Source organism: Luteimonas sp. J29, from assembly GCF_000472505.1.
Classification (GTDB): Bacteria; Pseudomonadota; Gammaproteobacteria; order Xanthomonadales; family Xanthomonadaceae; genus Luteimonas.
This window is the reverse complement of sequence record NZ_AWZR01000004.1, coordinates 19611-37488: the sequence shown is the minus strand read 5'-3', so window position 1 is coordinate 37488 and position 17878 is coordinate 19611. Positions and strand designations below refer to the sequence as shown.

12 protein-coding genes and 1 pseudogene are annotated in these 17878 nt (G+C 73.8%); 2 read left to right on the top strand and 11 right to left on the bottom strand.

The window, feature by feature from the left end; all coding sequences use genetic code 11:
• Positions 1–18: 18 nt before the first annotated feature.
• The 7 genes from LUTJ29_RS0107155 to LUTJ29_RS16555 all read right to left on the bottom strand — a co-directional run bounded on the left by LUTJ29_RS0107155 (position 19) and on the right by LUTJ29_RS16555 (position 9859).
• The gene (locus LUTJ29_RS0107155; RefSeq protein ID WP_027071933.1) at positions 19–1239 is read right to left on the bottom strand and encodes an acetate/propionate family kinase; all 1221 of its coding nucleotides are present in this window, start codon (positions 1237–1239) and stop codon (positions 19–21) included.
• The gene (locus LUTJ29_RS16565; protein WP_255327201.1) at positions 1236–3734 is read right to left on the bottom strand and encodes a heavy metal translocating P-type ATPase; all 2499 of its coding nucleotides are present in this window, start codon (positions 3732–3734) and stop codon (positions 1236–1238) included. Before LUTJ29_RS16565 ends, LUTJ29_RS0107155 begins: the two co-directional genes overlap by 4 nt.
• Entirely contained in the window at positions 3731–4126 is a 396-nt protein-coding gene (locus LUTJ29_RS0107145; protein WP_027071932.1) for a heavy metal-responsive transcriptional regulator, read from the bottom strand. The genes LUTJ29_RS16565 and LUTJ29_RS0107145 overlap by 4 nt, the downstream gene beginning before the upstream one ends.
• Positions 4127–4316: 190 nt before the next feature.
• On the bottom strand, positions 4317–5741 hold the full coding sequence (locus LUTJ29_RS0107140; RefSeq protein ID WP_027071931.1) for a bifunctional enoyl-CoA hydratase/phosphate acetyltransferase: 1425 nt from the start codon (positions 5739–5741) through the stop codon (positions 4317–4319).
• Positions 5738–6616, bottom strand: coding sequence for a universal stress protein (locus tag LUTJ29_RS0107135; protein WP_051322801.1), 879 nt, complete (start codon positions 6614–6616; stop codon positions 5738–5740). The genes LUTJ29_RS0107140 and LUTJ29_RS0107135 overlap by 4 nt, the downstream gene beginning before the upstream one ends.
• Positions 6613–9381 carry an HAD-IC family P-type ATPase gene (locus LUTJ29_RS16560; protein ID WP_051322800.1) on the bottom strand — a complete coding sequence of 923 codons (2769 nt, stop codon included), beginning with the start codon at positions 9379–9381 and terminating at the stop codon, positions 6613–6615. The genes LUTJ29_RS0107135 and LUTJ29_RS16560 overlap by 4 nt, the downstream gene beginning before the upstream one ends.
• Positions 9374–9859, bottom strand: coding sequence for a phasin family protein (locus tag LUTJ29_RS16555; protein WP_051322799.1), 486 nt, complete (start codon positions 9857–9859; stop codon positions 9374–9376). The genes LUTJ29_RS16560 and LUTJ29_RS16555 overlap by 8 nt, the downstream gene beginning before the upstream one ends.
• Before the next feature lie 241 nt (positions 9860–10100).
• On the opposite strand from LUTJ29_RS16555, the gene LUTJ29_RS16550 reads away from it, so the two are divergent.
• Entirely contained in the window at positions 10101–11780 is a 1680-nt protein-coding gene (locus LUTJ29_RS16550; RefSeq protein WP_043740821.1) for a M28 family metallopeptidase, read from the top strand.
• Between the two features lie 199 nt (positions 11781–11979).
• Here LUTJ29_RS16550 and prpF read toward each other — a convergent pair whose 3' ends face one another.
• Complete coding sequence (gene prpF / locus LUTJ29_RS0107115) at positions 11980–13164, bottom strand: 2-methylaconitate cis-trans isomerase PrpF (protein WP_027071929.1); 1185 nt, start codon at positions 13162–13164, stop codon at positions 11980–11982.
• Positions 13165–13227: 63 nt separating this feature from the next.
• Positions 13228–13581 (bottom strand): annotated as a pseudogene (locus LUTJ29_RS19015) (rhodanese-like domain-containing protein); the annotation flags it as partial.
• 191 nt (positions 13582–13772) lie between these two features.
• Between LUTJ29_RS19015 and LUTJ29_RS0107110 the strand changes: the two are divergent.
• Positions 13773–14699, top strand: a complete 927-nt coding sequence (locus tag LUTJ29_RS0107110) for an SOS response-associated peptidase family protein (RefSeq protein ID WP_027071928.1) — start codon at positions 13773–13775, stop codon at positions 14697–14699.
• 3 nt (positions 14700–14702) lie between these two features.
• On the opposite strand, the gene LUTJ29_RS0107105 is transcribed toward LUTJ29_RS0107110, so the two are convergent.
• Together LUTJ29_RS0107105 and acnD are read right to left on the bottom strand one after the other, a co-directional pair.
• Positions 14703–15170: an SRPBCC family protein gene (locus LUTJ29_RS0107105; protein WP_027071927.1), complete on the bottom strand. Its 468-nt coding sequence runs from the start codon at positions 15168–15170 to the stop codon at positions 14703–14705.
• 78 nt (positions 15171–15248) lie between these two features.
• Entirely contained in the window at positions 15249–17867 is a 2619-nt protein-coding gene (acnD, locus tag LUTJ29_RS0107100) for a Fe/S-dependent 2-methylisocitrate dehydratase AcnD (protein WP_027071926.1), read from the bottom strand.
• Positions 17868–17878 lie beyond the last annotated feature (11 nt).

The following is a 17878-nucleotide window of genomic DNA, read 5'->3' as shown; positions in this document are numbered from 1 at the left end:
GGCGGTGCCGCGGCCGGGTCAGGCCAGCGCGCGCAGCGCGTCGCGGGCGGCCACCCATTCCTCGTTGGTCGGCTCCACGCCCACGCGCACGCGGCTGGCGTCGCTGGAGATGATCGGCGCGTCGGCCGCGTTCGCGCCTTGATCCAGCGCAATCCCGAGGAAGGCCAGGTCGCGGCACACGCGCTCGCGGACGAAGGCGTTGTGCTCGCCCACCCCGGCGGTGAACACCAGCAGGTCCAGGCCGCCCAGCACCGCCGCCAGGGCGCCGATCTCGCGCACGATCCGGCGCACGTAGAGCTCCAGCGCCAGGCGCGCGCGCCCGCCGGCTTCGCCGGCGTCGTCCTCGTGGCGCACGATCACCCGCGGCTCGGACGAGATGCCCGACACGCCGAGCAGCCCGGAACGGTGGTAGAGCATCTGCCCCACCTCCTCCAGCGACAGCTTCTCGATCTCCATCAGGTACAGCAGCGCGCCCGGGTCGAGCGCGCCGGTGCGGGTGCCCATCATCAGCCCGTCGAGCGCGGAGAAGCCCATGGTGGTGGCGACGCTGCGCAGCCCCTGCATCGCGCACAGGCTGGCGCCGCTGCCCAGGTGCGCCACCACCACCCTGCCCCGCGCGAGGTCGCCGTGGCGCTCGGGCAGCGCGGTCGCCATGTATTCGTAGGACAGGCCGTGGAAGCCGTAGCGGCGCAGGCCGCGCTGCCAGCAGTCCCAGGGCAGCGGCAGCAGCTTCTCCACGTCCGGCAGGGTGTGGTGGAAGCCGGTGTCGAAGCAGGCCACCTGCGGGATGTCGGGGCGTTCGCGCAGCAGGATCGCGATCGCCTCGAGCGCGAACGGCTGGTGCAGCGGGGCCAGCGGGATGTAGCCCTCGAGGTCGGCCAGCACAGCGGCGTCCACGCGCGTGGGCGCGAAATAGCGGCTGCCGCCGTGGACCACGCGGTGCGCGATCGCGGCCAGCCGGCGCCCGCCCAGGCGCGCCAGCACGCCCTCGCGGATGCGTTGCAGCGCCGACAGGTAGGGCCGTTCCGGGTCCAGCGAGACCGGCGCCGGCTCGATGCCGGTCTCGCCGTAGGTCGGCGACGGCCCGCCGATGCCCTGGACCTTGCCGTTCCACGCCGGCTGGCGCGGCAGCGGGTCCTGGCCGGCGTCGAACAGCGCGAACTTGATGCTCGACGAACCACAGTTGAGCACCAGCACCAGGTCGCCCCGGGTGGGATAGCGGTCGGCGGGTTCGGTCATGCGCGGGACTCTCCGGGCTCGGGCAGGGACAGGCGGCGGTGGCGCAGGCGCAGGGCGTTGCCCACCACCGAGGCGGAGCTGAAGCTCATCGCCACCGCGGCGATCATCGGCGACAGCAGCAGGCCGGTGAACGGGTACAGCACGCCGGCGGCGATGGGCACGCCCAGCGCGTTGTAGGCCAGGGCGAACAGCAGGTTCTGGCGCATGTTCGACACCGTGGCCTGCGACAACGCGCGCGCCGTGGCGATGCCGCGCAGGTCGCCCTTGACCAGGGTCACCTGGGCGCTGTCCATGGCCACGTCGGTGCCGGTGCCCATGGCGATGCCGACGTCGGCGCGGGCCAGCGCCGGGGCGTCGTTGATGCCGTCGCCGGCCATGGCCACCACCCGGCCTTCGCGCTGCAGGCGTTCGACCAGGGCCAGCTTGTCCTGCGGCCGGACCTCGCCGTGGACCTCGTCGATGCCGAGTTTCGCGGCAACGGCATTCGCCGTAGTCAGGCCGTCGCCGGTGGCCATCACGATGCGCAGGCCGGCCGCATGCAGCGCCTCGATGGCCGCCGGCGTACTGGCCTTGACCGGGTCGGAGACCGACAGCAGGCCGGCGAGCGCGCCGTCCACGGCCAGGAACATCACGCTCGCGCCCTGGCCGCGCAGGGCTTCGGCGGGTTCTCGCAGCGGCTCCGGGTCGACGCCGGCCTCGCGCATCAGCGCGGTATTGCCCAGCGCCAGCGCGCGGCCTTCCACGCGCCCGCGCACGCCGATGCCGGTACTCGATTCGAACCCTTCCACCGGCACCAGCGCCATGCTGCGTTCGCGCGCGGCGGCGACGATGGCCTGCGCCAGCGGATGCTCGCTGCCCTGGTCGAGGCTGGCGGCCAGGCGCAGCACCTCGTCGGCGCTGCCGCCCTCGACCGCGACCGCCTCGCCGAACGCCGGACGCCCCTCGGTGAGGGTGCCTGTCTTGTCCACGACCAGGGTGTCGACCTCGCGCAGGCGCTCGATCGCGGCGGCGTCGCGGAACAGCACGCCCATCGTCGCGCCGCGGCCGGTGGCGACCATCACCGACATCGGCGTGGCCAGGCCCAGCGCGCAGGGGCAGGCGATGATCAGCACCGCCACCGCGTTGACCAGGCCGTACACCCAGCCCGGTTCGGGCCCGAACAGGCCCCAGGCGAAGAACGCGACCACGGCCACCGCGACCACGCCCAGCACGAAGCGGCCGGCGACCACGTCGGCCAGTCGCTGCATCGGCGCCTTCGAGCGCTGCGCCTGCGCCACCATCTGCACGATCTGCGCCAGCAGGGTCTCCGATCCCACACGCTCGGCGCGGATCACCAGCGCGCCGGCGCCGTTGAGGGTGGCGCCGGCCACCCGGTCGCCGGCGCGCTTGCCGACCGGCAGCGGCTCGCCGGTGAGCATGGACTCGTCGACGCTGCTGGTCCCCTCCAGCACCACGCCGTCCACCGGCACCTTTTCGCCCGGGCGCACGCGCAGCCGGTCGCCGACGTGGACGTGGTCGAGCGGGATGTCCTCCTCGCCGCCGTCCTCGCGCAGGCGGCGCGCGGTCTTCGGCGCCAGGCCGAGCAGGGAGCGGATCGCGGCCGAGGTCTGCGCGCGGGCCTTGAGTTCGAGCAGCTGGCCGAACAGGGTGAGGGTGACGATCACCGCCGCGGCCTCGAAGTACACCGACACCCGGCCCATCGACGAGAAACCGGCCGGGAACACGCCCGGCGCCAGGGTGGCGACCACGCTGTAGGCATAGGCCGCGCCGGTGCCCAGCGAGATCAGAGTCCACATGTTCGGGCTGCGGTTGCGCAGCGACTGCCAGCCGCGCACGAAGAACGGCGCCCCGGCCCAGAGCACCACCGGCGTGGACAGCAACAGTTCGATCCAGCTCCGGGTGGCCGGGTCGAACCACGGCAGCCGGTGGCCGAACATGCCGAGCACGAACACGGCCGCGGTCAGCGGCAGGGTCCACCAGAAGCGGCGGGAGAAGTCGCGCAGCTCGGGGTTGTCGCCCTCGTCCAGGCTCGGCAGCTCCGGTTCCAGCGCCATGCCGCACTTGGGGCAGGTGCCCGGGTGGTCCTGGCGCACTTCCGGGTCCATCGGGCAGACGTACATCGTGCCCGGTGGCGGCGGCGGTTCGGCCGGTGGCGGCGCACTGCCGTCGTAGCGCGCGGGATCGGCGGCGAACTTCTCCGCGCAGCGCGCGCTGCAGAAGCGCCAGGCGCGGCCGCCGTGTTCCACCCGGTGCGGGGAATCCGGCTTGACGCTCATGCCGCAGACCGGGTCGCGGCCGTCCGGGAGCGCCTCGCGGCTGCCGTCGTAGCCCGACGGGTCGGCGGCGAACTTCCCGGCGCAGCGCGCGCAGCAGAAGTGCCAGGTGCGCCCGGCATGTTCGACCGTGTGCGGGGACTCCGGCGCCACCACCATGCCGCAGACGGGATCGCGCCGCTGCGTCGTCGCCGCGCGGACGGGATCTTGATGCGCGCTCACGTCGCGTCCTCCCCGGAGAGCGCGTTGAGGATCGGGCAGGCCTCCGCCCGTCCGTGGCCGGGGCAGGCAGCCACCAGGATGCGCAGGCCGTCGCGCACGCGCTCGAGTTCGGCGATGCGCGCGTCGACCTGCGCCTGCTTGCGCGCGGCCACCGCGCGGATGCTGGCCACGTCGCTGCGCTCGCCGAGGCTGAGCAGCTCGGCGATGTCCTCCAGCGAGAAGCCCAGCGCCTTGGCGCGGCGGATGAAGCGCAGGCGCTTGAGTTCGGCGCGGCCGTAGCGCCGGTACCCCGAGGCCAGGCGCGCGGCGGGCGCCAGCAGGCCGCTGCGTTCGTAGTAGCGCACGGTGTCGGTGGCGACGCCGGCGGACCGGGCGAGCTGGCCGATGCTCATACTGGACACGGGCGATCTCCGGGCGGGGCCTACAGTCTGCAGTCTGGACCTGAGTCCAGAGTCAAGGGCGGCGGCGTGCCCCTCCCCCGCACGCGGGGAGGGAGAAGAGCCGCGTCGTCAGGAGCGCCCGGCCGGCCCCTTCCCCCGCCTGCGGGGAAGGCTGGGATGGGGGCGCTGTGCGGCTGCCGGGTCAGGGCGGCGCGGTGCGGTAGCGGTGCGCCAGCATCAGGGCGATGGCGCACGAGGCCAGGCGCGACTCGCGGGAGTCGGCGCGGCTGGTCAGCACCACCGGCACCTTCGCCCCCATCACGATCCCGGCGCTGGCCGCCTCGCCCATGTACATCACCTGCTTGGCCAGCATGTTGCCGCTTTCCAGGTCCGGCACCACGAGGACGTCCGCCTGGCCGGCGACGTCGGAGACGATGCCCTTGGTGCGCGCGGCGGCGATCGACACCGCGTTGTCGAACGCCAGCGGGCCGTCGAGCACGCCGCCTTCGATCTGGCCGCGGTCGGCCATCTTGCACAGCGCCGCGGCATCGAGGGTGGCCGGCATCGACGGCGTCACCGTCTCGACCGCGGCCAGGATCGCCACCTTCGGCCGCTCGACCCCGATCACGTGCGCCAGCTCGATCGCGTTGCGCACGATGTCGGCCTTCTGCGCCAGGTCCGGCGCGAGGTTGATCGCCGCGTCGGTGACGATGAACGGGCGCGGGTAGTGCGGCGTCTGCAGCACAAAGCAGTGGCTCACGCGGCGCTTGGTGCGCAGGCCGCCGGCCGAGGACACCACCGCCGACATCAGCTCGTCGGTGTGCAGGCTGCCCTTCATCAGCGCCTCGACCTTGCCCTCGCGCGCCAGCGCCACCGCGCGCTCGGCGGCGGCGTGGCTGTGCGGCACGTCCTCGACCGCGATCCCGGCCAGGTCGATGCCGGCTTCGGCGGCCGCGGCCTGCAGTCGCGCGCGGGGCGCCACCAGCACCGGGTCGATGAGGCCCGCGTCGCGCGCGTCCATCGCGCCGGCCAGGCTGAGCGGATCGCAGGGATGCACCACCGCCACCTTCACCGGCTCGAGCGTGGCGACGTGGGCCAGCAGCCGCGACAGGCCGTCGTCGCCGGCCACGTCGAGGCGGATCTCCGGCAGCGCGGTGCGCGGGCGCTCGATGCGCTCGTCGGGCCCGATCACCTGCGCCTCGCCCTCGATCGCCACCTCGCCACGCTGGTTGGTGCCCTTGCAGGCCAGGGTCACCAGGCGCCGCCCGGGCTCGAGCGCGGTCACCGTGACCTGGATCGTGAGCCGGTCGCCGATCCGCACCGGCGCCAGGAAGCGCAGGGTCTGGCCGAGGTAGATCGTGCCGGGGCCGGGCAGGCGCGTGCCGAGCACCGCCGAGATCAGCGCCCCGCCCCACATGCCGTGCGCGATCACGCCGCTGTAGCGCGTGGACGCGGCGAACTCGGGATCGACGTGGGTCGGGTTGAGGTCGCCCGAGAGCAGGGCGAACAGCTGGATGTCCTCCTGCGCCAGGGTGCGCTCGATGCTGGCGCAGTCTCCGACCGACAGTTCGTCGAAGGTGCGGTTGCGCAGGACGCGCAGGTCGTCGTCGCGGGGCGGCAGGTTCATGCGCGCACCGCCAGCAGGTCGGCCTGGACCGTGGCCAGGATCCGCCGCGCCACGCTGCCCACCACCAGTTCGTGGATCGCGCCGCGGCCGTGGGTGCCGAGCACGACGAGGTCGGCGCCGAAGGTCTCGAGGTACTGCTGCACGAGTCGCGCGGGGTCGCCGTGCTCGACCAGCAGCTCGACCTCGTCGCCCAGGCCCTCCTCGCGCAGGAACGCGCGCCCTTCCTCGCGCAGCTGCGCGGCGGTGTCGGCCAGCGCCTGGTCGCGGGTGCTGTCGAGCAGGCCCAGCATCGGCACCGAGTAGCCGTGCAGCACGGTCATCGGCGCGCCGGGAAACAGGGCGCGCGCGCGCCGCAGCGCCGCGCGGCAGGCCTCGGAGAAATCGCTCGCGAACAGCAGCCGGCGGTACGGGCGGTGCGCGCGCTCCTTGACCATCAGCAGCGTGGCGCCGGGCCGGCGCAGCACCCGATCGACGGTCGATCCCAGCACCGCGGGCCCCACCAGGCCGTCGCGGACCGGCCCGGTGACCAGCACCGCCTCGCCCAGCGCATCGAGCAGGCCGGCCACGTGGTCGCCGGCCGCGCCCCGCGCTACGTGCACCTCCCACCGGCGCGGGGTGGCCTCGAACTCGCGCTCGAGCCGGCGCCGCGCGAGCTGCACGTCGTCCGGCTCGGTGTACCAGCCGGGCAGGTCGTGGCGCGGCACGTTGCGCGCCGAGCGCTCGAACGGCTCGACCACCGTCGCCGCCAGCGCGCGAGCGCTGCCGCCGCGCGCGAGCGCGATCGCGCGATCGGTGGCGCGGTCGCAGCGCGGCGACAGGTCGGTGGCCAGCAGCAGGTGGCTCGCCTGGATGGTCCCGGCATCGGGTGGGTTCATGCATGGGCTCCCTGGGGCGTGGACCCCGATCCTGCCACGGTGCGCAGCTCTGCGAACACGTCGAAGCGGCGCAGCAGCCATTTCTCCAGTTCCAGCAGCGCCAGCAGCACCACGCCGGTCGCCACCACCACGAGATTCTCCAACAGCGGCACCGGGCGGCTGCCGAACACCGCATGCATCCACGGCAGCCAGGTGAACGCCACCTGCGCCAGCACCACGGCCGCGATCGCCCACAGCACCGCCGGCGTGCCGCGCAGGCCCCGCAGCGAGAACGAGGTGCCGTGCAGGTAGCGCACCGCGAACAGGTAGAACACCTCCAGCACGCAGAAGGTGTTGACGACCATGGTGCGCGCGGTCTCCAGGTCGTGTCCGCGCGCGCGCGCCCAAGCGAACACGGCGAACACCAGCGCGCTGAACAGCACCGACACCAGGCAGATCCGCCACAGCATGAAGGGCGAGACCAGCGGCGCGTCGCGGCGCCGCGGCGGGCGCGACATCACCCCGGGTTCGGGCGGCTCGAACGCCAGCGACAGGCCCAGGGTCACGGTCAGCACCATGTTGATCCAGAGGATCTGCACCGGCGTCATCGGCAGCACCCAGCCCAAGGCCAGCGCCAGCACCACGGCCAGCGCCTCGCCGCCGTTGGTGGGCAGGGTCCAGGCGATCACCTTGCGGATGTTGTCGTACACCGCGCGGCCCTCGTGCACCGCGGCGGCGATCGAGGCGAAGTTGTCGTCGGCCAGCACCATCTGGCTGGCCTCCTTGGCCGCCTCGGTGCCCTTGTGGCCCATGGCGATGCCGATGTCGGCCTGGCGCAGCGCGGGCGCATCGTTGACGCCGTCGCCGGTCATGGCCACGGTGTGGCCGCGCGACTGCAGCGCGCGCACGATCCGCAGCTTGTGCTCGGGCGTGGTGCGCGCGAACACGCTGGCCTCGGCGGCGAGCGCGGGCAGGTCGGCGTCGGCCACGTGCTCGAGCTCCTGCCCGGTCACCACCCGCACCCGGTCGGCCAGCCGCAGCTGGCGGGCGATCGCCGCGGCGGTGGCGGCATGGTCGCCGGTGATCATCTTCACCGCGATGCCGGCGCCGCGGCAGTCGGCGACCGCGCGGATCGCTTCCTCGCGCGGCGGGTCGATGAAGCCGACCAGGCCGGCGAACACCAGCCCGCCCACGTCCTCCAGCGCCAGCTGCGCGGGCACGTGGTCGAGGCGGCGGAAGGCGAAGCCGAGCACGCGCTGGCCGGCGTCGCCGGCGGCATCGATCGCGGCGCGCCACGTCGACGGATCCAGCGGCGCCTGCGCGCCGTCCGCGCCGGCCTGGGCCACGCTCAACGCCAGGACCTGTTCCGGCGCGCCCTTCACGCACAGCAGCGCGCCCTCGCCGTCGACGTGCAGGGTGGCCATGAAGCGGTGCGCGGCGTCGAACGGCACCTCGTCCAGGCGCGGATGCGCGGCGCGCAGGGCCTCGCGGTCGATCCCGGCGCGCGCCGCCAGCGCCAGCAGCGCGGCCTCCATCGGGTCGCCGTCGGCGCGCCAGTGGCCGTCGGATGCTTCGCGCAGGTGGGCGTCGTTGCACAGCAGGCCGATGCGGGCGACCGCGCGCGCGGCCTCCAGCGCCGCGCCGTCGCCACCGGCCGCGTCCAGCCGCCCGTGCGGCGCGTAACCCTCGCCCTGCGCCTCCACCCGGCCGGCAACGGTCACCACGCTGCGCGCGGCCATCTCGTTGCGGGTCAGGGTGCCGGTCTTGTCCGAACAGATCACGGTGGTCGCGCCCAGCGTCTCGACCGCCGGCAGGCGCCGGACGATGGCGTGGCGCGCGGCCATGCGGCGCACGCCCAGGGCCAGGGTGATGGTGATGACCGCGGGCAGGCTTTCCGGGACCACGCCCACCGCGAGCGCCACCACCACCATCAGCGCGTCGAGCCAGGCATAGCCGCGCACGGCCAGGGCGAACAGGAACAGGGCCAGGGCGGCGACCAGCGCCGCCACCGTGAAACTGCGGCCGAAGCGGCGGATCTGGCGCAGCAGCGGGGTTTCCAGCGGTTCGATCCCGCCCAGCAGCGCACCGATCCGGCCGATCCGGCTGCGCGGACCGGTGGCCACCGCCAGCGCCACCGCCTGGCCGGTCGCCACCAGGGTGCCGGAATGGAGCATCGAGGTGCGGGCGGCCAGTTCGGCGTCGGGGGCCACCGGATCGACCTGCTTGTCGACCGGCACCGACTCGCCGGTGAGCACCGATTCGTCCACGCGCAGGCCGCGCGCGCGCAGCAGCCGGGCGTCGGCCGGCACGCGGTCGCCGGCTTCCAGCAGCAGCACGTCCCCGGGCACCAGGTCCGCGACCGGCACCGTGGCCCGGTGCCCGCCGCGCAGCACGCGCGCGGTGGGCGCGAGCATCGAGCGCAGCGCCGACAGCGCCTGCTCGGCGCGGCCTTCCTGGACCACGCCGACGATGGCGTTGACCAGCACGACGGCGGCGATCACGCCCGCGTCGGCGTAATGCCCCAGCAACGCCGACAGCACCGCGGCGGCGAGCAGGAACAGGATCAGCGGATCGTTGAACTGGCGCAGCAGGCGGCGCCAGCCGGGGACGCGCGGTGGTGGCGGCAGCGCGTTGGGGCCGTACTGTCCGAGCCGGCGCGCGGCCTCGTCCGGCGTCAGGCCATCGCCGTCCACGCCCAGCCGCGCCAGCGCCTGCCCCGGTTCGACGGCATGCCAGTCGTCGGGCGCCGGTGCGGCCGGCGCGGCGGGCGGCGCGGGCTCAGCCACTGCGCCGGCGGGCCCCGCCCTTGCCGCCGCCGGGCTGCATCGCCGCCGCGGCCTGCTCCAGGCCCGCCATCAGCGCTTCCCAGGAGCCCGCGGTGGCGGAGGCGAGCCCGGCGTCGATGCCCGCTTCGGTCCACGCCCGGGCCAGCTGGCGCTGCCATTCCTGCAGCGCGTCGGCGAGGCCGGCGACGAAGCGCTCCTGGGCCTGCAGCGCGGCCTCCGCGGCCGCCTTGCCCTCGCCCAGCCCGGTCTCGGCCTGGCGCCAGAACGTCTCGAACGGCAGCGAGGCCAGCGCCTGCCAGTCGCCGGCCTGGAGCAGCTTGCGGGCGTCGGCCTGGAACTGCGCGGCGCTGTCGCCGACCGCGCGGGTGCCCAGCTCCAGCCACTGCTGCCCGCCTTCCTGCATCAGCCGGCCCAGGCGGGCCTGGAGGTCGAGATTGGCCTTCCACAGCGCCATCGGGAGATTCGAAGCCTTGTCCATGTCGTCACCTCGGGGGATCGATGTCGCGAACAGGGGAACGTGCGCCGCGCAGGGCCGCGGAGGGAGTCCGGTGCCATGCTGGCCCGCGCACGCGCGTGGCGCATTGACCGCGGTCAATCGCCACGGCCCTGCCGGTTCCGATCATAGGCAGGGTCCGTTGTCACGGCGTGTGCGGGCCCGCGGCCGGTTGTCGCGTCCGCCGCGCCGGTGCTAGCGTCCGCTCGGCCTCCCGGAGTCCCCCATGACCATTCGCCTCCCTTCCGCGCTGCTGCTTGGCGCCTGCCTGGCGCTGGCCGCCTGCCAGCGCACGCCCGCCCCGCCTGCCGACGACGCCGCCGGGCCGGCCGTGCCCGCCACCCCGAAGCCGGCCAACGACACGCCTGCAGGCCAGCGGATCGAGGCCGACGTCGAGGCGCTGGCAGACGACGCGATGGAAGGCCGCGAAACCGGCACCCCGGGCTACGACCGCGCGGCCCGCCATGTCGCCGACCGCTTCGCCGGACTGGGGCTGGAGCCGGCCGGCGGCGACGGTGGCTGGCTGCAGACGGTGCCGCTGCTCAAGGGCACCGCGCTGGCCGACGGTGCGCGCCTGGAGATCCGCCGCGACGGCCAGGCCACCGCGCTGGAGCTGCGCACCCAGTTCCTGCCGGGCGCCGACTTCAACCGCGAGCGGTCGGAGGTCGAGGCGCCGGCGGTGTTCGTCGGCCAGGCGGTGCACGCGCCGGAGCTGGGCCACGACGATTTCGCCGGGCTGGACCTGCGCGGCAAGATCGCGGTCGTGTTCGGCGGCGCACCGGGCACCTTCGACGACACCCGCCGCGCGTTCCATTCCTCGTACCGCGAGAAGCTGCGCAACCTCGTCGAACGCGGCGCGGTCGGCGCAGTGATGGTGAACACCGCCGACGACGAGGCGCGCTACCCGTGGGCGCGCGCGGCCGAGCAGTTCGGTCGCCCGGCCATGCGCCTGCGCGGGCCCGACGGACGGGCCATCGACACCTGGCCGCAGCTGCAGGCCACCGCGGTGGTGAGCGCAGCGGCGGCCGATCTCCTGTTCGAGGGCAGCGAACTCACCGCGGCCCAGCTGTTCGACGCCGCGCGCGAGGGCCGGCTGCGCGGCTTCGACCTGCCCGGCACGCTCGCGCTGGCCGGACGCACCCGGCTCGAGCCGGCGGAATCGGCGAACGTGGTCGGCCGGATCCGCGGCAGCGACCCGGCGCTGGCCGCCGAGCACGTGGTCTACACCGCGCACCTGGACCACGTCGGCATCGGCGCCGGAGTGGACGGCGACGCGATCCACAACGGCGCGCTCGACAACGCCCTGGGCGTGGCGATCATGCTCGAGGCCGCGCGCGAGCTCGCGCAGGGGCCGGCGCCGAAGCGCTCGCTGCTGTTCGTCGCCCTCACCGCCGAGGAGAAGGGGCTGCTGGGCGCGGAGTGGTTCGCGCGACACCCGCCGGTCGAGGGCGCGCTGGTGGCCAACATCAACATGGACATGCCGGTGCTGACCGCGCCGACCACCGACGTGGTGCCGATCGGCGTGGCCCATTCCGACCTCGACGCGGTGCTCGAGCAGGCCGCCTCCGAGATCGGCGTGGCGCTCTCGCCCGACCCGTTCCCCGAGGAAGTGGTGTTCGTGCGCAGCGACCAGTACGCCTTCGTCCGCGCCGGCATCCCCGCGGTCTACCTGATGGGCGGCGTGGTCGGCGCCAACCAGGACCAGGACCCGAAGCTCGCGATGACCTGGTTCCTGCGCAACTGCTACCACCGCCCCTGCGACGACACCTCGCTGCCGATCCACTACGGCGACGCCGCGCGCCTGGCACGGCTCAACGCCCGCATCGGGCAGCTGGTGGGCGATGCACCGCAGCGCCCGCGCTGGAAGCCGGGCGACTTCTTCGGCGAGCGATTCGGCAAGGAGTGACGCGGGCGAGACGCGCCCGCTTCCACCTTCCCCGTTCCAGCGCCTTCGCTGCGCCCGCCCCCTTCCCCCGCTTGCGGGGGAAGGTTGGGATGGGGGACGCGCCGCAGGCGCGGAAAGGACCTGGGCGCCCGCTTGCCCCCACCCTGGCCCTCCCCCGTGCACGGGCGAGGGGGTCATGGCGGCGGGGATGCGGCCGGGGTCAGGCGACCACGTCGGCCGGCACGCGCACCCAGCCTTCCATCAGCACGCGGGCGCTGCGGCTCATCACCGCCTTCGTGACGCTCCAGCGTCCGTCGACCTGTTCCACCGAGGCGCCGACCTGCAGGGTGCCGGAGGGATGCCCGAAGCGCACCACGTCGCGCCGGCCGCCGCCGGCGGCCAGGTTCACCAGGGTGCCGGGCACCGCCGCGGCGGTGGCGATCGCGACCGACGCGGTTCCCATCATCGCGTGGTGCAGCTTGCCCATCGACAGCGCGCGCACGTTGAGGTCGATGTCGGCGGCGGCGATCGCCTTGCCGCTCGAGGCCACGTAGTCCTTGGGCGGTGCGACGAAGGCGACCTTGGGCGTGTGCTGGCGCGTCTGCGCCTCCTCCGGCGTGCGGATCAGGCCCATGCGCAGCGCCCCGGCGACGCGGATCGCCTCGAGCATCCCGAGCGCCGCCCGGTCGTCGTTGATCGCCGGCTGCAGCTCGGTGCCGTCGTAGCCGATGTCGGCCGCGTTGACGAACACGGTCGGGATGCCGGCGCTGATCAGCGTCGCCTGCAGCGGGCCGATGCCGGGCACGTCCAGGGTGTCGACCAGGTTCCCGGTCGGGAACATCGCGCCGCCATCGCCGTCGTCGGAGGGATCGACGAACTCGAGCACGATCTCCGCCGCCGGGAAGGTCACGCCGTCGAGCTCGAAGTCGCCGGTCTCGCGCACCTGGCCGTCGACCACCGGCACGCGGGCGACGATGGTCTTGCCGATGTTGGCCTGCCAGATGCGCACGGTGCAGGTGCCGTCCTTCGGCACGCGCGCGGGATCGATGAGCCCGTTGGCGATCGCGAACGGCCCGACCGCCGCCGACAGGTTGCCGCAGTTGCCGCTCCAGTCGACGAAGGCGCTGTCGATCGAGACCTGGCCGTAGAGGTAATCGACGTCGTGGCCGGGCACCGTCGCCTTCGACAGGATCACGCACTTGCTGGTGCTCGAGGTCGCGCCGCCCATGCCGTCGGTGTGCTTGCCGTAGGGGTCGGGCGAGCCGATCACGCGCATCAGCAGCGCGTCGCGCGCCGGGCCGGGCACGCGCGCGGCCTCGGGCAGGTCCTCGAGGCGGAAGAACACGCCCTTGGAGGTGCCGCCGCGCATGTAGGTGGCCGGGATGCGGACCTGGCCGCCCGCCAGCGGCGTGGCGGCGGCCGGCGCGCGCGTCTCCTTGCGCGCGACCTCGCCGCCCGCCGCCTTCCAGGCATGGAAACCGCCGGCGACGTGGGCCACGCGCGCCAGGCCCATGTCCTGCAGCGCGGCGGTCGCCAGCGCAGAGCGCCAGCCCGACTGGCAGTACAGCACGAAGCGCCGGTCCTGCCCGAACACCGGCTTGAAGTACGGGCTGTCCGGATCGGCCCAGAACTCGAGCATCCCACGCGGCGCATGGAACGCGCCGGGCACCAGGCCCTCGCGCTCGAGCTCGCGCACGTCGCGGATGTCGACGAACTGCACGTCCGGGTCCCCGAGCAGCGCCCTGGCCTCCTCCACCGGGATCGTGGTGATGCGCGCGTTGGCCTCGTCGACCAGTTGCCTGATGCCCTTCTTCACTGCCATGGGAGGTGTCCTGCACTGCTGCGCGCCTGGCGCGCTGCCCGCGGCCGGCGGGCACGGTTGGAGGGAGCCTTGGCGCGGATTGTCCCGCAGCCGGGCGGCGCCGGGGACGCGGCGGCGCGACGTCCGTCGCGCGGCCCGCGGCGTAGGATGGGGGGCGACGGCGCCACGCGCGCCACGGGCCACGCGCCGCCATGTGCTATTCCGCCCAGATCAAGGCCGAGTACGAGAAGTACCGCCGCCTCACCGGCGCGGACATGGACATCCGCACCTTCGTGCGCACCTTCTGGTGGAAGGAGGGCGCGCAGCCGTCGCGCCGGCCGCGGGTGCCGCGCGCGGTCGAGCGCGACCTGCTCGCGAACGGGCCCGAGGAGGTCGCGGTGCTGGTCCGGCGCTGGGACGCCTGGGAAACCGACCGCCTCACCCGCGAGGTGTTCGCGCAGCGGCGCCGGGTCGCCGACGCCGAGCGCGCGCTGCAGGCGCGGGACACGAAGAAGGCGCGCGAGGACGCGCGCATCGGCAGCGCCAAGGTGGCGGCCGCGCAGCGCCGGCTCGACGCACTCAAGGGCCGCGAGGGCGAGGACGACCGCCGCATCTACCCGGGCAGCTGGTGCCCGGTCGTGGTCGCCGAGGGCGGGCGCCGGCTGGTGCGGCTGATGCGCTACCAGTGCCGGCCCGCCGGCAAGCCCGCCTCCTTCGACCGCAGGTTCCCCGGCACCTACAGCGCCCGCCGCGACAGCCTCGAAGGCTTCTGGGCGGGGCTGTTCGGGCGCCGCCACGCGGTGATGATCGCCGACCGCTTCTACGAGAACGTCGAGGTGGACGGCCGCAACCGGGTGCTGGAGTTCGCGCCGCGCACCGGCGAGCCGATGTACATCGCCTGCCTGTGGTCCGAATGGACCGATCCGGCCGGCCGCGAGCCCGACCTGCTCTCGTTCGCCGCGATCACCGACGACCCCGAGCCCGAGGTCGCGGCCGCGGGCCACGACCGCACCATCATCAACCTCAAGCCCGAGCACCTCGACGCCTGGCTCGATCCGGACCCGCGCGACCTCGCGCGCCTGTACGCCATCCTCGACGACCGCCAGCATCCGTACTACGAGCATCGCATCGCCGCCTGAGCCTCAGGGCCCGTCGGGGATCTCGGCTTCCACCAGCTGCGCCAGCAGCTCCAGCGACTGCTGCCAGCCGGCGTAGCAGAAATCGACCGGAACCGCCTCGGGCAGGCCCTCCTGGCGGATCCGCAGCACGGTGCCCACGGGGCCGGGTTCGAAGGTGACGGTCACCTGCATCTCGCCGGGCAGGCCCGGGTCCTCGAACGCGTCGGTGTAGCGGATGCGCTCGCCCTCGACCAGCTCGACGTAGCGGCCGCCGAAGGTGTGGCTGGTGCCGGTGGAGAAGTTGGTGAACGACATCCGGTAGCCGCCGCCCACGCGCACGTCGCTCTCGTGGACCACGCCGGTGAAGCCGTGCGGCGGCGACCACTTCGCCATCGCCGCCGGATCGACGAAGGCACGGTACACGCGCTCGGGCGGCGCGCGCAGCACGCGGTGCAGGGTGACGGTGCCGGTGTTGTTGTTCGCGTCGGACATGCTCGGTCTCCTGGGTGGGTATGCAGGGATCCGACGAACGGCGCGGCCGGGAATCGACCACCCGGCCGCGACCGGCGTTCAGGCCGTCCGCGACCGGGCCAGGAAATCCTGGGCGAAGCGCTGCAGCACGCCGCCGGCCTCGTAGATCGACAGCTCCTCGTCCGAGTCGAGGCGGCAGGTGACCGGGACCTCGACGCTGCTACCGTCGCGGCGACGCACCACCAGGGCCAGCGTCGCGCCCGGCGCGGGCGTGCCGACGACATCGAACGTCTCGGTGCCGTCGATGCCCAGGGTCAGGCGGGTCGTGCCCGGCTGGAACTGCAGCGGCAGCACGCCCATGCCGATCAGGTTGGTGCGGTGGATGCGCTCGAAGCCCTCGGCCACGATCGCCTCCACCCCGGCCAGGCGCACGCCCTTGGCGGCCCAGTCGCGCGAGCTGCCCTGGCCGTAGTCGGCGCCGGCGATGATCACCAGCGGCTGGCGGCGCTGCATGTAGGTCTCGATCACCTCCCACATGCGCATCACCTGGCCTTCGGGCTCCAGCCGCGCCAGCGAGCCCTGGACCACGTTGCCGTCGTCGTCGCGCACCATCTCGTTGAGCAGCTTGGGGTTGGCGAAGGTCGCGCGCTGCGCGGTGAGGTGGTCGCCGCGATGGGTGGCGTAGGAGTTGAAGTCCTCCTCGGGCAGGCCCATCGAGGCCAGGTACTCGCCCGCCGCGCTCGACGGCAGGATCGCGTTCGACGGCGAGATGTGGTCGGTGGTGATGTTGTCGCCGAGCACCGCCAGCGGGCGCATGCCGCGCAGGGTGCGCTCGCCGGCCAGCGCGCCTTCCCAGTACGGCGGGCGGCGGATGTAGGTGCTCTGCGGGCGCCAGTCGTAGAGCGGGCTGGCCGGTTCGCCGCCCTCGACCTTGAGCCGGAACATCGGCCCGTACACCGCGCGGTACTGCTCGGGCTTGACGCTGGCCTTCACCACCGCGTCGATCTCGGCGTCGCTGGGCCAGAGGTCCTTGAGCGTGACCGGATTGCCGTCGGCGTCGAAGCCCAGGGGATCCTTCTCGATGTCGAAGCGCACCGTGCCGGCGATGGCGTAGGCCACCACCAGCGGCGGCGAGGCCAGGAAGGCCTGCTTGGCGTAGGGATGGATCCGGCCGTCGAAGTTGCGGTTGCCGCTGAGCACGGCCACCGCGTACAGGTCGCGGTCGACGATCTCCTGCTGGATCTTCGGGTCCAGCGCGCCGCTCATGCCGTTGCAGGTGGTGCAGGCGAAGCCGACGATGCCGAAGCCCAGCTGCTCCAGGTGCGGCAGCAGGCCGGACTCCTCCAGGTACAGCTGCACCGCGCGCGAACCCGGCGCCAGCGAGGTCTTCACCCACGGCTTGCGCGCCAGGCCCTTCTGCACCGCGTTGCGCGCCAGCAGGGCGGCGGCGATGACGTTGTGCGGGTTGCTGGTGTTGGTGCAGGAGGTGATGGCGGCGATGATCACCGCGCCGTCGGGCAGCTGGCCCTCGCGCTCGGCCGCGCGCGCGGCCTCGAGCTTGGCCGGGTCGGCGATGCCGCGCTCGGCCAGCGCGCGCGTGGGCAGGCGCCGGTGCGGGTTCGACGGGCCGGCCATGTTGCGCTCGACCGCCGACAGGTCGAAGTGCAGGGTCCGCTCGTAGCGCGCGTCGGCGAGGTCGTCGGCCCACAGGCCGGCCGCCTTCGCGTAGGTCTCGACCAGCGCCACCTGCTCCTCGCTGCGGCCGGTCAGGCGCAGGTAGTCGAGGGTATTGCCGTCGATGAAGAACATCGCCGCGGTGGCGCCGTACTCGGGCGCCATGTTGGAGATGGTGGCGCGGTCGCCCACGGTCAGCGCCGCCGCGCCTGGGCCGCGGAACTCCAGGTATGCGCCGACCACGCGCTGCTGGCGCAGGAACTCGGTCAGCGCCAGCACGATGTCGGTGGCGGTGATGCCGGGACCGGGACGGCCAGCCAGCTCGACCGCGACGATCTCCGGCGTGCGCATCCACGAGGCGCGCCCGAGCATCACGTTCTCGGCCTCCAGGCCGCCGACCCCGATCGCGATCACGCCCAGCGCGTCCACGTGCGGGGTGTGCGAGTCGGTGCCCACGCAGGTGTCGGGGAAGGCGACGCCGTCGTGCACGTACACCACCGGCGACATCTTCTCCAGGTTGATCTGGTGCATGATCCCGTTGCCCGGCGGGATCACCTCCACGTTGTCGAACGCATGCCGGCACCACTCGATGAAGTGGAAGCGGTCGGCGTTGCGGCGGTCCTCGATCGCGCGGTTCTTCTCGAACGCCTGCGGGTCGTAGCCGCCGCATTCGACCGCCAGCGAGTGGTCGACGATCAGCTGCACCGGCACCACCGGGTTGACCGCGGCCGGGTCGCCGCCCTGGTCGGCGATCGCGTCGCGCAGGCCGGCCAGGTCCACCAGCGCGGTCTGGCCGAGGATGTCGTGGCAGACCACGCGCGCCGGGAACCAGGGGAAGTCGAGCGTGCGCTCGCGGCGCACCAGCTGGCCGAGGTAGTCGTTGATGCGCGCGGGGTCGGCCCTGCGCACGATGTTCTCGGCATGCACGCGCGCGGTGTAGGGCAGGCCCGCCCAGGCGCCGGGCTGCAGCGCCTCGACGGCTTCACGCGCGTCGTACCAGTCGAGCTGGGTGCCGGGAAGGGGTTTGCGGTGCAGGCTGTTCATGGCGGGCGACT

What these genes read in the sequence shown, in the direction of transcription:
- LUTJ29_RS0107145 (WP_027071932.1), bottom strand. Translation starts at nt 4,126, where the DNA reads ATGAGCATCGGCCAGCTCGCCCGGTCCGCCGGCGTCGCCACCGACACC.
- LUTJ29_RS16555 (WP_051322799.1), bottom strand. Translation starts at nt 9,859, where the DNA reads ATGGACAAGGCTTCGAATCTCCCGATGGCGCTGTGGAAGGCCAATCTC.
- LUTJ29_RS0107140 (WP_027071931.1), bottom strand. Translation starts at nt 5,741, where the DNA reads ATGAACCTGCCGCCCCGCGACGACGACCTGCGCGTCCTGCGCAACCGC.
- LUTJ29_RS0107135 (WP_051322801.1), bottom strand. Translation starts at nt 6,616, where the DNA reads ATGAACCCACCCGATGCCGGGACCATCCAGGCGAGCCACCTGCTGCTG.
- LUTJ29_RS0107105 (WP_027071927.1), bottom strand. Translation starts at nt 15,170, where the DNA reads ATGTCCGACGCGAACAACAACACCGGCACCGTCACCCTGCACCGCGTG.
- LUTJ29_RS0107155 (WP_027071933.1), bottom strand. Translation starts at nt 1,239, where the DNA reads ATGACCGAACCCGCCGACCGCTATCCCACCCGGGGCGACCTGGTGCTG.
- LUTJ29_RS0107110 (WP_027071928.1), top strand. Translation starts at nt 13,773, where the DNA reads ATGTGCTATTCCGCCCAGATCAAGGCCGAGTACGAGAAGTACCGCCGC.
- acnD (WP_027071926.1), bottom strand. Translation starts at nt 17,867, where the DNA reads ATGAACAGCCTGCACCGCAAACCCCTTCCCGGCACCCAGCTCGACTGG.
- LUTJ29_RS16550 (WP_043740821.1), top strand. Translation starts at nt 10,101, where the DNA reads ATGACCATTCGCCTCCCTTCCGCGCTGCTGCTTGGCGCCTGCCTGGCG.